The organism is Streptomyces sp. NPDC005774, assembly GCF_042871645.1.
GTDB lineage: Bacteria > Actinomycetota > Actinomycetes > Streptomycetales > Streptomycetaceae > Streptomyces > Streptomyces pratens.
In genome coordinates this window covers 1-13,234 of the sequence record NZ_JBIAIV010000067.1, presented here as the reverse complement: position 1 = coordinate 13,234, position 13,234 = coordinate 1, and the positions used below count along the sequence as shown (strand labels likewise).

Here is a 13,234-nt window from a genome sequence, read left to right as displayed (position 1 = left end):
GATGTCCCGAAAACACGCCCGTTGCGGGGCGTGTGTGGTACGGCACAACCCAAGGACGCGCAACGTGGCGCAGTCCACAGCGGAACCGTCGCGGATCAAGCTGACGCGGCGGCCGTACGGCAGCGACAATGCCTGTGAACGGCTTTGTCGCCTTTTAGGGCAGGCCGTTCGTACCGCTGAGGACGCACGCTCGTTCTTCAGTGTGGGGCGGTCGGGTGCGCCGTTCCGGGTGAGCTGGTCGTAGGAGCACTAACCGATGGGCGAGGGGTACGCATGACCGACACCGGCCAGGTCCCGGGCGAGGGACAGCCGGAGAACGCAGGCATGGTGGAACAGCCGGGCGTCCCCGCGCCCGACTCGTACACCTACCTCTCCGACAGTTCCGCCGAGGACGAAGACCTGCTGCTGCCGGGTGCCCAGGGCGCCTGGGGCAACGAGGTCGCCCCACCCGCGCCGGAGCCGGTCGTCGAGACCGTGCACGAGCCGGGACCGCACGAGATGTCCGGCCGGGACACAGGCTCGGTCGACCTCGGTAGCGTCCGCCTGCCCGATTTCGGGCAGCAGCAGGCGCCCGGTCCCGCGGTCACGCACGAGTCGCAGGTGCCGGCCACGCCGCGCCGACCGCTGCACCTCGGCCCGCCCATTCCCAGCACCACCACCGGCCCGGTCCGCTCCCTTGCCGACCGCGGCCCCGCCGACGTGCCGGTGCGCCAGGCCGGCCCGCCGCCCGCCGGCCCCGAGTACCTCGACGCGCCGCGCGCCCGGGAAGCGGTCCCGCAGACGGCGCAGCCCTGGGCCGCCCACGCCGCGGTGGTTACGACCGTCCGAGCGGAAACGGTTGCTCCGCCTCAGCAGCCCATGGGTGCCGCCCAGGCACTGGTCGCACGCGTCGCGACGGAGGCGGGCACCGGTCAGCCACAGGCCGTGCCGCAGGCCGCGGCGGACCGGCAGAGCACCACGGGCGCGCCGGTCACGGACGCCGTTCCCGCGCCGGGTCCGGAAGAGGCTCCGGGACCGGAGGGCCTGGAGGGGCCCGGGGGACCCGAGGGCTCTTCCGCACCGGCAGCCGATGCGACCGGGCCCGGCGCGGGTACGGAATCGGGTTCTGGTTCGGCGACCGGTGTGATCGCCGGGCTGCCCGGGATCCCCGGGTACGAGACCGGCCCCGCCGCGGACCCCGTACCGCCCCTCGTTCCGGCCGCGGGTCAGGGTGCGGGTCAGGACGCCGACCCCGTACCGGCACCGGCCGCCGAGGAGCAGGTGCAGGTGCCCGAGGCCGACGCCGCCCCCGTCGTCGCCATGGCGCCGGACTCTCCGGTCCAGGAGGCCGTGGCCGCCCAGGCGCCGGAGGGTGTCCCCGCCGTCGGCGGGATCGAGGCCACCTCCGCCGTGGCCCACGAACCCCGGGAACCGTTCACGGGCCCGGGAGACCCGCAGGACATCGTCAGCGCGGCCCAGGACGACGCCGAGGCGTCCGCCCCCGCACCGGCCGCACCCGTCGACCGGACGCAGGCTCCCGAAGCCGCGGCCCTTCGGACGCCCGAGCACGCCGAGGTGCCGGAGCCCGTCGTATCAGACCTCGAAGCAGCGCCCGCCCCCGGCACGGAGCCGGCTCCCGAAGCGGAGCCCGCCCCCGACGCGGCAGCCGAGCCGGTGCTTCAGCAGGCGGTGGCCGAGCCCGTGGCCGAGGAACCGGGTGGCCCGTACGTCCCGGCCGCGCACCCGGCGCAGGGCCCCCAGCAGACCTCGGCCGCCCCCTTCGCCCCGCCCGTCCAGGAGGCGTGGGCGACGCTTCCCGATTCCCCGGCCCCCTCGGGCCCCGAGGCCCCCACTGCCGACCCGGCCGCTCCCGTCGGCGCCGCCACGCCGCTCCCCGGCAGCGTTCCCCCGGAAGCGTGGCCGGACCAGACCCCGGGGGAGTTCGTCCCCGTCGAGGGAGTCGTGCCGACCACCCCGCATCTCACGCCGACCCCGCCGCAGCCGCTGACCCTCCTCGTCGAGGAACAGCTCGTACCGGAGACCGCGGGTCCGGTCCCCGCGCCCCGCCAGGCCGACACCGGCGCCGTTCCCGTCGCTCCCGCCCCGGAACCGGCCGCCGAACCGCCGGACGAGCAGGGCCTCGCAGGGAACGCGCCGGGCGAGCACCCGCCCGCGGAGACCGAGCCGGTCCAGGCCGGGCCGACTCCGCCCGACTCCACCCGGCCCGAACCGGTCCAGCCCGTACTCGCCCAGAACCCCGACGACCTCGACACCCGAGGCGCCGGAGCGGTGCACGCCGCGCCGGTCGCCGGCCCCGCCGCCCCCGGCTACGACGACGCCGAGCGCGAGGCCGTGCAAAAGGTCATGCGGGAGCGCCGGGACATCCGCAACGGGTTCCGCGACGACCCCATCCCGCACGAGGTCCTGCTCCGGGTCCTGGAGGCCGCCCACACCGCGCCCTCCGTGGGCCATTCGCAGCCCTGGGACTTCGTCGTCATCCGCTCCGCCGAGACCCGGCGCAGCATGCACGAACTGGCCGAGCGCCAGCGCGACGCCTACGCCAAGTCCCTGCCCAAGGGGCGGGCGAAGCAGTTCAAGGAACTGAAGATCGAGGCCATCCTCGACACCCCGGTGAACATCGTCGTCACCGCCGACCCGACCCGCGGCGGCCGGCACACCCTGGGCCGGCACACCCAGCCGCAGATGGCGCCGTACTCCTCCGCCCTGGCGGTCCAGAACCTGTGGCTCGCCGCGCGCGCCGAGGGCCTCGGGGTCGGCTGGGTCAGCTTCTTCGACGAGCGCGAGATGGTGCGCTCGCTGGGCCTGCCCGAGCACCTCGAAGTGGTCGCCTACCTGTGCGTGGGTTACGTCGACGAGTTCCCGGACGAGCCCGAGCTGATGCAGGCCGGCTGGTCCAAGCGCCGCCCCCTGTCGTGGGTGGTGCACGAGGAGACGTACGGCAGGCGTGTGCTGCCCGGCGAGGAGCCGCACGACCTGCTCGCCGAGACCGTCGCGCAGATTCGCCCACTGGACGCCAAGGCACTCGGCGAGGCCTGGGAGCGGCAGAAGCGGATGACCAAGCCGGCCGGCGCGCTCGGCATGCTGGAGATCATCTCCGCGCAGTTGTCCGGACTGTCCCGCCAGTGCCCGCCGCCCATTCCGGAGCCCGCGGCCGTCGCGGTCTTCGCCGGCGACCACGGTGTTCACGCCCAGGGCGTCACCCCGTGGCCGCAGGAGGTCACCGCCCAGATGGTGGCCAACTTCCTCGGCGGCGGAGCGGTCTGCAACGCCTTCGCCACGCAGGTGGGCGCCGAGGTCTGCGTGGTCGACGTCGGTGTGGCCTCCGATCTCCCGGCCACCCCGGGACTGCTGCCGCGCAAGGTCCGCGCCGGCACCTCCGACATGACCGCCGGCCTCGCGATGACCCGCGAGGAGGCCAAGCAGGCCATCGAGGTCGGCATCGAGACCGCCCGCGACCTGGTCGCCGCCGGCAACAAGGCGCTGCTCACCGGTGAGATGGGCATCGCGAACACCACCGCGTCCGCCGCCCTGATCTCCGTCTTCACCGGCGCGGACCCGGCCGAGGTCACCGGCCGGGGCACCGGTATCAACGACGAGACCCTGGTCCGCAAGACCGACGTCGTGCGCCGCGCCCTCGAACTGCACCAGCCGGACCCCGCCGACCCCATCGGCGTCCTCGCCGCCGTCGGCGGGTTCGAGCACGCGGCCATGGTGGGCCTGCTCCTCGGCGGTGCGTCCCTGCGTACGCCGGTGATCCTGGACGGCGTCAGCGCCGGGGCCGCGGCCCTGGTGGCCCGTGCCATCGCCCCCGAGGTGCTGGCCGCGTGCATCGCGGGGCACCGCAGTGCCGAGCCCGGCCATGTGGCCGCACTCAACAAGCTGGGCCTGCGCCCGCTGGTCGACCTGGACCTGCGCCTCGGCGAGGGCACGGGCGCGCTGCTCGCCCTGCCGATGGTGCAGAGCACCGCGCGAGCCATGCACGAGGTGGCGACGTTCGACTCGGCCGGCGTCACCGAGAAATAGCAGGCACCCCGGAGGGGGTGGGGCGCGACGTCCGGGGTTCCGTCGTCACCGTCCCGCCCCCGCCGTAGGCTGATCCCACATCCGCACACCGCACGTCAGGGCCGCTCCACTGCCGTAGCGCCCCTCGCACGCCCGCCTGTACGAGGAGCCGCAGCCTCATGGCCGAACACCCCGCCTACCCCGTGGGCCTCCGCCTCACCGGCCGTCGAGTCGTGGTGCTCGGCGGCGGCCAGGTCGCCCAGCGCCGGCTGCCCGCTCTCATCGCGGCCGGCGGGGCCATCGTCCTGATCTCACCGGAAGCGACGCCCTCCGTGGAGGCGATGGCGGACGCCGGTGAGATCACCTGGGAGCGGCGCCGCTACACCGAGGGTGACCTCACGGACGCCTGGTACGCGCTGATCGCCACCGGTGACGGCGAGGCCAACGCCCGCGCCTCCGCCGAGGCCGAACGCCACCGCGTCTGGTGCGTCCGCGCCGACGACGCCGACCAGGCCACGGCCTGGACCCCGGCCACCGGGCACAGCGAGGGAGTCACGGTCGCCGTCCTCACCACGGACGTCAAGGGCCGTGACCCCCGCCACACCGCCGCGATCCGCGACGCCGTGGTCGAGGGTCTGCGCGACGGCACGCTCGTCGCCCGGCACCACCGCGCCCGGACCCCGGGCGTGGCCCTCGTCGGCGGCGGCCCCGGCGACCCGGACCTGATCACCGTGCGTGGACGCCGGCTGCTCGCCGAGGCGGACGTCGTCATCGCCGACCGGCTCGGCCCGCGCGACCTGCTGGCCGAACTCCCCCCGCACGTCGAAGTGATCGACGCGGCGAAGATCCCGTACGGCCGGTTCATGGCGCAGGAGGCCATCAACAACGCGCTGATCGAACACGCCAAGCAGGGCAAGTCGGTGGTGCGGCTCAAGGGTGGCGACCCGTATGTCTTCGGCCGCGGCATGGAGGAACTGCACGCGCTCGCCGAGGCGGGCATCGCGTGCACCGTGGTCCCCGGCATCTCCAGCTCCATCTCGGTCCCGGGCGCGGCCGGGATTCCGGTCACCCACCGCGGTGTGGCCCACGAGTTCACCGTGGTCAGCGGCCATGTCGCGCCCGACGACGAGCGTTCCCTGGTCGACTGGCCGTCGCTGGCGAAGCTGACCGGCACCCTCGTGGTGCTCATGGGCGTCGACAAGATCGGCCGGATCGCCGAGACCCTCGTGGCGCACGGCAGGTCGCCGCAGACCCCGGTCGCCCTGGTCCAGGAGGGCACCACGGCCGCCCAGCGCCGCGTCGACGCCACCCTCGCCACGGTCGGTGAGACCGTCCGGGCCGAGGCGATCAAGCCGCCGGCGGTCATCGTCATCGGCGCGGTCGTGGACGTCGGGCCTCCGGCCGCCCAGGCCCCGCAGCCCTCGTAGGCCTCCGCGGCCCTGTGGGCCCCAGACGGCACCCCCGGAAGCAACCCCCGGTAACACGGTCGATCCCGGCCGTTGGCACCACACTCAGGACAAGGCAGTATCACCCCGTGGCCGATCTCATCACCGTCGAGGACCCCGACGACCCGCGCCTGCACGACTACACGGGCCTGACCGACGTGGAACTGCGCCGCACACGCGAACCCGCCGAGGGCCTGTTCATCGCCGAGGGCGAGAAGGTCATCAGACGCGCCAAGGACGCGGGCTACGAGATGCGCTCCATGCTGCTCTCGGCCAAGTGGGCCGACGTCATGCGCGACGTCATCGACGAACTCCCCGCCCCCGTCTACGTCGTGAGCCCGGAACTCGCCGAACGGGTCACCGGCTACCACGTGCACCGCGGCGCGCTCGCCTCCATGCAGCGCACCCCCCTGCCCACGGCTGCCGAACTGCTGCACACCGCCCGCCGGGTGGTGGTCATGGAGTCCGTCAACGACCACACCAACATCGGTGCCATCTTCCGCTCGGCGGCGGCCCTCGGCATGGACGCGGTCCTGCTCTCCCCGGACTGCGCCGACCCGCTCTACCGCCGCAGCGTCAAAGTCTCCATGGGGGCGGTCTTCTCCGTGCCGTACGCCAGGCTGACCAACTGGCCCAGGAACCTGGAATCGGTCCGCGAGGCGGGCTTCACGCTGCTCGCCCTGACCCCCGACGAGAAGGCCCGGAGCCTCGACGAGGCCGCCCCGCACCGGATGGACAGGGTCGCCCTGATGCTGGGCGCGGAGGGCGACGGGCTGTCCACCCGGGCCCTGGTCGCCGCCGACGAATGGGTCCGCATCCCGATGTCCCACGGCGTCGACTCGCTCAACGTGGGCGCGGCGGCCGCGGTCGCCTTCTACGCGGTGGCGACGGGCCGGCCGACGGGACAGGACGGGGGGAGCCCGCCGGCACCGTGAACCCGCCGAGGCTGTCCGGTCCCGGCTCGGGCGGGGCCGCGGGCGGGGAATCGGACGGAGCCGGCGGTTCTGAGCAGGCCGGCGCTCTGCTCCGGCGGACGGGCAGCCGCTGCGCCCCTGCCGTCGTCGCCGAGGCCGCGGGCCGGCCCCTGTCAGCCCTGGATCAGGGCGATGCCGACCGCGACCACCAGTGTCACCACGACGAACACGAACAACCGCTGCAGGAGCAGCCGTGGATTGGCCGGCCGCAGGCCGGTACCCGTCGTCCGGGGCCCGGGGCGACGGGAGCCGGTGCCCGACCGCGTCGAGTCCCGTGACCCGGACGCGGACCGCGAACCGGACGTGGACCGTGACCCGGACGTGGACCGGGAACCCGACGTGGGCCGTGACCCGGACCGGGGCGACTTGCCACCGCGGGAGGCGCCACCGCGGGAGGCGCCACCGCGTGAGGCGCTGCCGCCGCGTGACGTGCCGCCCCCGCGCGACGCCGGCACGCTCCGGTTGCCGCGCCGCGGCGCCCCGCCTCCGGCCGGACCGGAACCGCGACCCGGCGTCGCGTCGTGCGGCGGGGGAGTGGCCTGCCCCTCGGACGCACCCTGCTGCCCCGGCGCGCGGCGCTGCGCACGCTCCGGGTAGGTGTCGGCCAAGTGCCCCGCCGCCCGCTCCGACTCCGCGCCGCGCGGAGCCGGCGGACGTACGCCGGTGAAGCCCTGGCCCTCCCGGGCGGCGATCTCCTTGAGCCGCAGTGACAGCTGGAGCGTGCTGGGCCGCTCCTCGGGATCCTTCGCGAGGCACGCGCGGACGAGCGGCGCCAACGCGTCCGGGACATCCCGCAGATGGGCCTCCTCATGCACCACGCGGTACAGCATCACCTCGGAACTGCCGTGCCCGAAGGGCGAGTCGCCCATCGACGCGTACGCCAGCGTGGCGCCCAGCGAGAACACGTCCGTGGCCGGTGTGACGGCCGCGCCCCGCACCTGCTCCGGCGCGAGGAAGCCGGGCGAGCCGACCGCCGTGCCGACGTGGGTGAGCGTCGAGGCGCCGGTGGCCCAGGCGATGCCGAAGTCGATGATCCGAGGTCCCTTCGGGGACAGCAGGATGTTGGACGGCTTCAGATCCCGGTGCACGACCCCGGCCTCGTGCACGGCGACCAGCCCCTCCGACAGGGCCGCGCCGACCGCGGCGACCTCGGCCGCGCCGAGCGGCCCCCCGTCGGCGACCCGGTCGTGCAGCGACGGGCCGGGCACGTACTGCGTGGCGAACCACGGCCGGTCCGCGTCGAGGTCGGCGGCCACCAGACGGGCCGTACACCCGCCACGGATGCGGCGCGCCGCGGACACCTCCCGCGCGAACCGCGAACGGAACTCCTGGTCCTCCGCCAGATCGGGCCGGATGACCTTCAGTGCGACCCGCTGCCCCTTCTTGTCGGAACCGAGATAGACAACGCCCATCCCACCCGCGCCGAGCCGTCGGTGAAGTCTGAAAGAGCCGACGACGCGCGGGTCCTCGCGCCTCAGGCGCATCATCACCATGTTCATCCCCGCTGCCCGGTCCTGTGACGTGCCACAGCTTACGTTTCCCCGGGCGCCCTTGCGCAGAGGCCGCGCCCTCTCGGAGCGACGGATTGTCAGTGGTGGGTGGGAGACTTGAAGTGTGGTCAGGGGGTGCGCGGACAGGCCGGGTTCGCGCGAGGTGGTGGTCCCAACCATTCGGCACCGAAGGGGGATTGATCACATGAAGGGCGACCGTGTGGAGATAGTCGTGGACGCCGGGGACACGACGCGCACGTACGAGATGGTGGCGAGCAGGGCGGGCCGCAGGGTGGAGACGGCGGTGCGCCGGGGTGTGGTCGAAGTGAGTGAAGTCACGCGTACGGGAACTGCGGTGCGAACAGCCAGGTTCATGGCAAACCGGGTCCTCGCGCTGGTCGAGCACCCGGTGCCGCGGGTGGACGACTCGGAGACATGAGCGACGAGAGGGGGCGGACCCGGACGTCCCCTCGGGGATGTCCCTGACACGGAGTGGCCCGTCTCCACCCAGGGGAGTACGCCGCAGGTCATGGCTCATCCTCCGGGAGGCCCGGCAATCGGTACGAGGGCATGACGTGAGGGAAGCGCAGGGCACCTAGATTTGAGGTCAAGCGGCGGGTGCGGTACTCGTCCCCCGAGGTCGGACGCCCGCCGCTGCCAAAGGTTCGCACGCAGCACCCGAGGCATCACGACAACAGAAACGGTCAGGAGAGGGGTCATGGCCCACACGGCAGCGCGGACAGTCGTCCGCACCCGGGCACACAAGGCGGGCGCCGCCATGTTCCGCCCGAGCCGCGAGGGCCGTCGCCACCCGGTGGTGGCGACCCTGATGGCTCTTCCCCTGGCGGTCCTGCTCCTCCTCGTCTTCGACGGGTGGGAGACGGTGGCCACACAGGCGTCGTCCGTGGGAGAGATGCTGGGGCGCTGAGCGGCGACTCCAGGCCCGGAAGAGCGGTCCGGGCGGGGACATCCACCCATGAAACCCCGTGGGGACGGGGGTGCGGCGGACGGCAAGAATGCCGGCGCAGCTGGGGAGCTGCGCCGGCATCTTTTTGCGCCTGAACCGGCGCCGCTTTCGCGGAGGTGGTTGCCGGCTGTGGGGGTTGCTCAATGAATGGTTGCGGTGCATATGAGGCTGTTGCGGTGGGCGGTGTTCGAGAGTGCCGCCGACTTCCGCAGTCGTCACTGCCCACCGGTGCGTCGTCGCGGGCAGTCGTGTCCTCCCCCGCGTGACCGGCCGGTACCGGTCACGCCCCCGCGTACTCTCTCCCGAGGCCGCACCCAGGGAGCCCCATGACAGCCATCACCCTCCTTCCCGAACTCACCGCCCGGGCCGAAGGCATCGCCCACACCCGCACCCCCACCTGTTCCTGCGAGGTGAGTGGCACCCTCGCCGACCGCCCCGACGGCACCGTCGTCCGGCACGCGGACACCGTCGCGAAGGCCCATGCGCCGGAGGCGGACGCCGCCGGGCTGACCCGGCGCCTCGCCCTCGCCTCCCAACTCCCGGACGTGTTCCTGCCCCCGCTGGGTCCGGCACCGGCCGACCTGCACGGCAGGCTCGTGACCTTCTGGCCGTACGGCAGCCCGGTCGACCCGGGCGATCCCGACGCCGCCCCCTGGGAGGCCGTCGGCACCCTGCTCGCCCTGTTGCACCGCACACCGGTCCCCGAGTCGGTGCCGGCCATGCGCGGCCCCCTGAAGGCGGCCCGTGCCGTCGCCGGGCTCCATGCCGTCGGCGACCACCCGGCCGTGGCCCCCGTACGGGGTGCCTGGGCGACCCTGCCGGCCTGGGCGCGCGCCGAGGCGCCCATGCCACAGCCGGCCGCCCTGTGCCACGGCGACCTCCACCTCGGCCAGCTCGTACGGGTGCCCGGAGCGTCCTGGCGGCTGATCGACGTCGACGACCTGGGCGCGGGCACCCCCGCCTGGGATCTCGGCCGTCCCGCCGCCTGGTTCGCCTGCGGGCTGCTGGCGCCGCAGGAGTGGGGGCGGTTCCTCGACGCGTACCGGGCCGCGGGCGGGCCCGCCCTCGACGCCGCCGAAGACCCCTGGGCCGTCCTGGACGTGCCGGCCCGCGCCCTCACCGTGCAGACCGCCGCGCGGACGGTCACCAAGGCGGTGGCGGACGGGCGGCCCCTGGACGAGGTGGACCACGCCCTGGTCGACGCCTGCCGGCGAATAGCCGCGGTCCCAGCCGAATTGGCGCACGAATCGACGAAGTAGGGTGCAACCGACCGCAGTCGGACAGAGTCTGTCCTGGAGATACCTGAAGCAGGTCCGACCGGCGAGGAGTTGAACCGATCATGCAGTGTCCGAAGTGTCGTGCGCCGATGCACACCTACAACCGCAACGGTGTCCAGATCGAGCAGTGCAGCGGCTGCCGAGGGATCTTCCTCGACTACGGCGAGCTGGAGTCGCTGACCCGGCTGGAGGCCCAGTGGTCCCAGCCGGCCGCGCCGCCGCCTCCCGCGGCCCCGCAGGCGTACCCGGCGGCGCCCCAGCCCGCGTGGGGCGCTCCGCAGGGCGGTCACCACGGTGGCCACCACTACGGCCACCACCGGAACAAGGGCTTCGGCCGCATGCTCTTCTCGTCCTGACGACAGAACCCCCGGCCGCCTGAGCGGCCGGGGGTTCCGGGTGATGTGGACGATACTGGGATTGAACCAGTGACCTCTTCCGTGTCAGGGAAGCGCTCTCCCGCTGAGCTAATCGTCCTAGGGACCACGAACGCTCCGAGGAGCGGATCATGGGTGCTGCGTGCGCGATACTGGGATTGAACCAGTGACCTCTTCCGTGTCAGGGAAGCGCTCTCCCGCTGAGCTAATCGCGCGGAGGATCCGAAGATCCAGTGGACGATACTGGGATTGAACCAGTGACCTCTTCCGTGTCAGGGAAGCGCTCTCCCGCTGAGCTAATCGTCCATGGAGGTGGAGACGGGATTTGAACCCGTGTAGACGGCTTTGCAGGCCGTTGCCTCGCCTCTCGGCCACTCCACCAGGAGTGCAGGGGCCCGGGAGGCCCCCGATCCTTCGAGCGGACGACGAGGTTCGAACTCGCGACCTCAACCTTGGCAAGGTTGCGCTCTACCAACTGAGCTACGTCCGCCTGTCGGTCCGGTCCGCTTGCGCGTTCCGGCGACGTGGTGAACTCTAGCGGATTCCGGGGCCAGCACAAAAACCCGTTTGTGCAGCGTGCTGCGCTGCGTCTGCTCACGGACACGGCCAGGTCACCTCGACAACCCCTCGCCATAGACTCGACGGCGTGCCCGATCTCCCACCCCTCGCCCGCTTCGGCAGCCGCGTCGCAACCGGTCTCCTCGATGTCACCGACGACCCGGCGGCCCTGGACTCGCACGGTTTCTGGGCCGTCTGCGCGGACTTCGAGGGCCGTCTGACCTGCGCGCGTTTCCGTGACGTACACGAGCAGCCGGTACCCGCGCCGGTGCCGGGCGGCTGGCGCGGGCCGGCCGCCGATGGCTGGACGTCCTCCCTGGACCACGCCGCGTACGTGTCCGGCGTACGGCGCATCCGCGAGCACATAGCCGCCGGCGAGGTGTACCAGGTCAACCTCTGCCGGGTACTGTCCGCCCCCGTCCCGGCCGGCGCCGACGTGGACGCTCTCACCGCCCTGCTGGCCCGCGGCAACCCGGCACCGTACGCAGGAACGATCCGCCTGCCGGGGCACGGCGTGGAGATCGCCACCGCGTCGCCCGAACTCTTCCTGAGCCGCGAGGGGCGTGTCGTCGAGTCCGGGCCGATCAAGGGCACCGGACGCACCGAGGCCGACCTCCTCGACAAGGACTACGCCGAGAACGTGATGATCGTCGACCTGGTCCGCAACGATCTCGGCCAGGTCTGCGCCACCGGCAGCGTCACGGTGCCCGACCTGTGCGCCGTCGAGAAGCATCCGGGGCTGGTGCACCTGGTGTCGACGGTGCGGGGCGAGCTGCGGTCCGGGGCCGGCTGGCCCGAGCTGTTCGCCGCCGCGTTCCCGCCCGGCTCCGTCACCGGCGCGCCCAAGTCGAGCGCCCTGCGGATCATCGACACCCTGGAGCCGGTGTCCCGGGGCCCGTACTGCGGCGGCATCGGCTGGGTCGACGCCGACCGGGGCGCCGCCGGGCTGGCGGTGGGCATCCGTACCTTCTGGATCGACCGGGAGCCGGACGGCGGTGCCGTGCTCCGGTTCGGCACCGGCGCCGGCATCACCTGGGGCTCCGACCCGGAGGGGGAGTGGCGGGAGACCGAACTGAAGGCGTCCCGGCTGCTCGCGGTAGCGTCGGGTGCACACGAGGTGAGCGAAGGGACCATGAGGTGAAGATCTGGCTCGACGGCGGGCTGCAGGACATCGAGTCCGCCCGCGTCTCCGTCTTCGACCACGGACTGACCGTGGGCGACGGCATCTTCGAGACGGTGAAAACCGTGAACGGCGGGCCGTTCGCGCTGACCCGGCATCTCGACCGGCTGGCCCGCTCCGCCCGCGGCCTCGGCCTGCCCGAACCCGACCTCGACGAGGTCCGCCGCGCCTGCGCGGCCGTCCTCGAGGCCAACCCGATGCCGCTCGGCCGGCTGCGCATCACCTTCACCGGCGGCCACGGCCCCCTCGGCTCCGACCGCGGCGAACACGGCCCGACCCTCGTCGTCGCCCTGGGCGACACCACCCGACGCCCCGACTCCACCGCCGTGATCACCGTCCCCTGGACCCGCAACGAACGCGGCGCGCTCACCGGCCTGAAGACCACCTCCTACGCCGAGAACGTGGTCGCCCTCGCCCGCGCCCGCGAACAGGGCGCCTCCGAGGCGCTGTTCGGCAACACGGTCGGCCGGCTCTGTGAGGGCACGGGGTCCAATGTCTTCGTCGTCCTGGACGGCGAGATCCACACCCCGCCGGTCGCCTCCGGCTGCCTCGCGGGCATCACCCGGGCGCTGGCCGTCGAGTGGACCGGCGCCGCCGAGACCGATCTGCCGATGGACGTCCTCCAGCGGGCCGACGAGGTCTTCCTCACCTCCACCCTGCGGGACGTGCAGGCCGTGCGGCGCGTCGACGACCGTGAACTGCCCGGTGCCCCGGGCCCGGCCACGGCCAAGGCCATGCGGATCTTCGACGAACACGCGGCGGCCGACCTCGACCCGTGACGAGGCCCCGGGGCCGGGACCGGGCACGGGACCGGTCCATGACGTTCGGCTGATCCGGGCGGCCGCATGGGTAGAACGACTGTGTTGACATCCTCCCCCTCCTTCAGGACTCCGTTGGGAAATCCGCGAACTGGCTGTTGTGAGGGTGATTCAGGCTGTGAGTTCGAGGCGGGCAAGGTGTGAGGCTC

At 73.2% G+C, this 13,234-nt stretch carries 9 protein-coding genes, 5 tRNA genes and 1 pseudogene; 9 read left to right on the top strand and 6 right to left on the bottom strand.

Annotated features, from left to right (window positions below; all coding sequences use genetic code 11):
- Positions 1 to 273 precede the first annotated feature (273 nt).
- From cobT to ACFYQA_RS35225, 3 genes are all read left to right on the top strand, one after another.
- Positions 274 to 4,023 carry a nicotinate-nucleotide--dimethylbenzimidazole phosphoribosyltransferase gene (gene cobT, locus ACFYQA_RS35235; RefSeq protein ID WP_388926876.1) on the top strand — a complete coding sequence of 1,250 codons (3,750 nt, stop codon included), beginning with the start codon at positions 274 to 276 and terminating at the stop codon, positions 4,021 to 4,023.
- Positions 4,024 to 4,181: 158 nt separating this feature from the next.
- The gene (gene cobA, locus ACFYQA_RS35230) at positions 4,182 to 5,429 is read left to right on the top strand and encodes a uroporphyrinogen-III C-methyltransferase (RefSeq protein ID WP_388926873.1); all 1,248 of its coding nucleotides are present in this window, start codon (positions 4,182 to 4,184) and stop codon (positions 5,427 to 5,429) included.
- Between the two features lie 107 nt (positions 5,430 to 5,536).
- A complete protein-coding gene (locus tag ACFYQA_RS35225; RefSeq protein ID WP_388926870.1) occupies positions 5,537 to 6,382 on the top strand; it encodes a TrmH family RNA methyltransferase in 846 nt (281 codons plus the stop codon).
- A 155-nt stretch (positions 6,383 to 6,537) separates the two neighbouring features.
- On the opposite strand, the pseudogene ACFYQA_RS35220 reads toward ACFYQA_RS35225, so the two are convergent.
- Positions 6,538 to 7,920: pseudogene (locus ACFYQA_RS35220) on the bottom strand (serine/threonine-protein kinase); the annotation flags it as partial.
- A 196-nt stretch (positions 7,921 to 8,116) separates the two neighbouring features.
- Here ACFYQA_RS35220 and ACFYQA_RS35215 point away from each other — a divergent pair.
- From ACFYQA_RS35215 to ACFYQA_RS35200, 4 genes are all read left to right on the top strand, one after another.
- Positions 8,117 to 8,350: a hypothetical protein gene (locus ACFYQA_RS35215; protein ID WP_332426208.1), complete on the top strand. Its 234-nt coding sequence runs from the start codon at positions 8,117 to 8,119 to the stop codon at positions 8,348 to 8,350.
- A gap of 279 nt (positions 8,351 to 8,629) precedes the next feature.
- Positions 8,630 to 8,839, top strand: coding sequence for a hypothetical protein (locus tag ACFYQA_RS35210; RefSeq protein ID WP_386399093.1), 210 nt, complete (start codon positions 8,630 to 8,632; stop codon positions 8,837 to 8,839).
- A 365-nt stretch (positions 8,840 to 9,204) separates the two neighbouring features.
- Positions 9,205 to 10,137, top strand: a complete 933-nt coding sequence (locus tag ACFYQA_RS35205) for a phosphotransferase (RefSeq protein WP_388926867.1) — start codon at positions 9,205 to 9,207, stop codon at positions 10,135 to 10,137.
- An 80-nt stretch (positions 10,138 to 10,217) separates the two neighbouring features.
- The gene (locus tag ACFYQA_RS35200; protein ID WP_388926865.1) at positions 10,218 to 10,511 is read left to right on the top strand and encodes a zf-TFIIB domain-containing protein; all 294 of its coding nucleotides are present in this window, start codon (positions 10,218 to 10,220) and stop codon (positions 10,509 to 10,511) included.
- A 46-nt stretch (positions 10,512 to 10,557) separates the two neighbouring features.
- On the opposite strand, the gene ACFYQA_RS35195 is transcribed toward ACFYQA_RS35200, so the two are convergent.
- From ACFYQA_RS35195 to ACFYQA_RS35175, 5 genes are all read right to left on the bottom strand, one after another.
- Positions 10,558 to 10,629 (bottom strand) — tRNA-Val (locus ACFYQA_RS35195).
- A 43-nt stretch (positions 10,630 to 10,672) separates the two neighbouring features.
- Positions 10,673 to 10,744: transfer RNA gene (locus tag ACFYQA_RS35190), tRNA-Val, on the bottom strand.
- Positions 10,745 to 10,763: 19 nt separating this feature from the next.
- A tRNA-Val gene (locus ACFYQA_RS35185) sits at positions 10,764 to 10,835 on the bottom strand.
- A 1-nt stretch (position 10,836) separates the two neighbouring features.
- Positions 10,837 to 10,910 (bottom strand) — tRNA-Cys (locus ACFYQA_RS35180).
- A 36-nt stretch (positions 10,911 to 10,946) separates the two neighbouring features.
- Positions 10,947 to 11,019 (bottom strand) — tRNA-Gly (locus tag ACFYQA_RS35175).
- Between the two features lie 156 nt (positions 11,020 to 11,175).
- On the opposite strand from ACFYQA_RS35175, the gene ACFYQA_RS35170 reads away from it, so the two are divergent.
- Together ACFYQA_RS35170 and ACFYQA_RS35165 are read left to right on the top strand one after the other, a co-directional pair.
- The gene (locus tag ACFYQA_RS35170) at positions 11,176 to 12,228 is read left to right on the top strand and encodes a chorismate-binding protein (protein ID WP_388926862.1); all 1,053 of its coding nucleotides are present in this window, start codon (positions 11,176 to 11,178) and stop codon (positions 12,226 to 12,228) included.
- Positions 12,225 to 13,046: an aminotransferase class IV gene (locus tag ACFYQA_RS35165; RefSeq protein WP_388926859.1), complete on the top strand. Its 822-nt coding sequence runs from the start codon at positions 12,225 to 12,227 to the stop codon at positions 13,044 to 13,046. The genes ACFYQA_RS35170 and ACFYQA_RS35165 overlap by 4 nt, the downstream gene beginning before the upstream one ends.
- Positions 13,047 to 13,234: the final 188 nt, after the last annotated feature.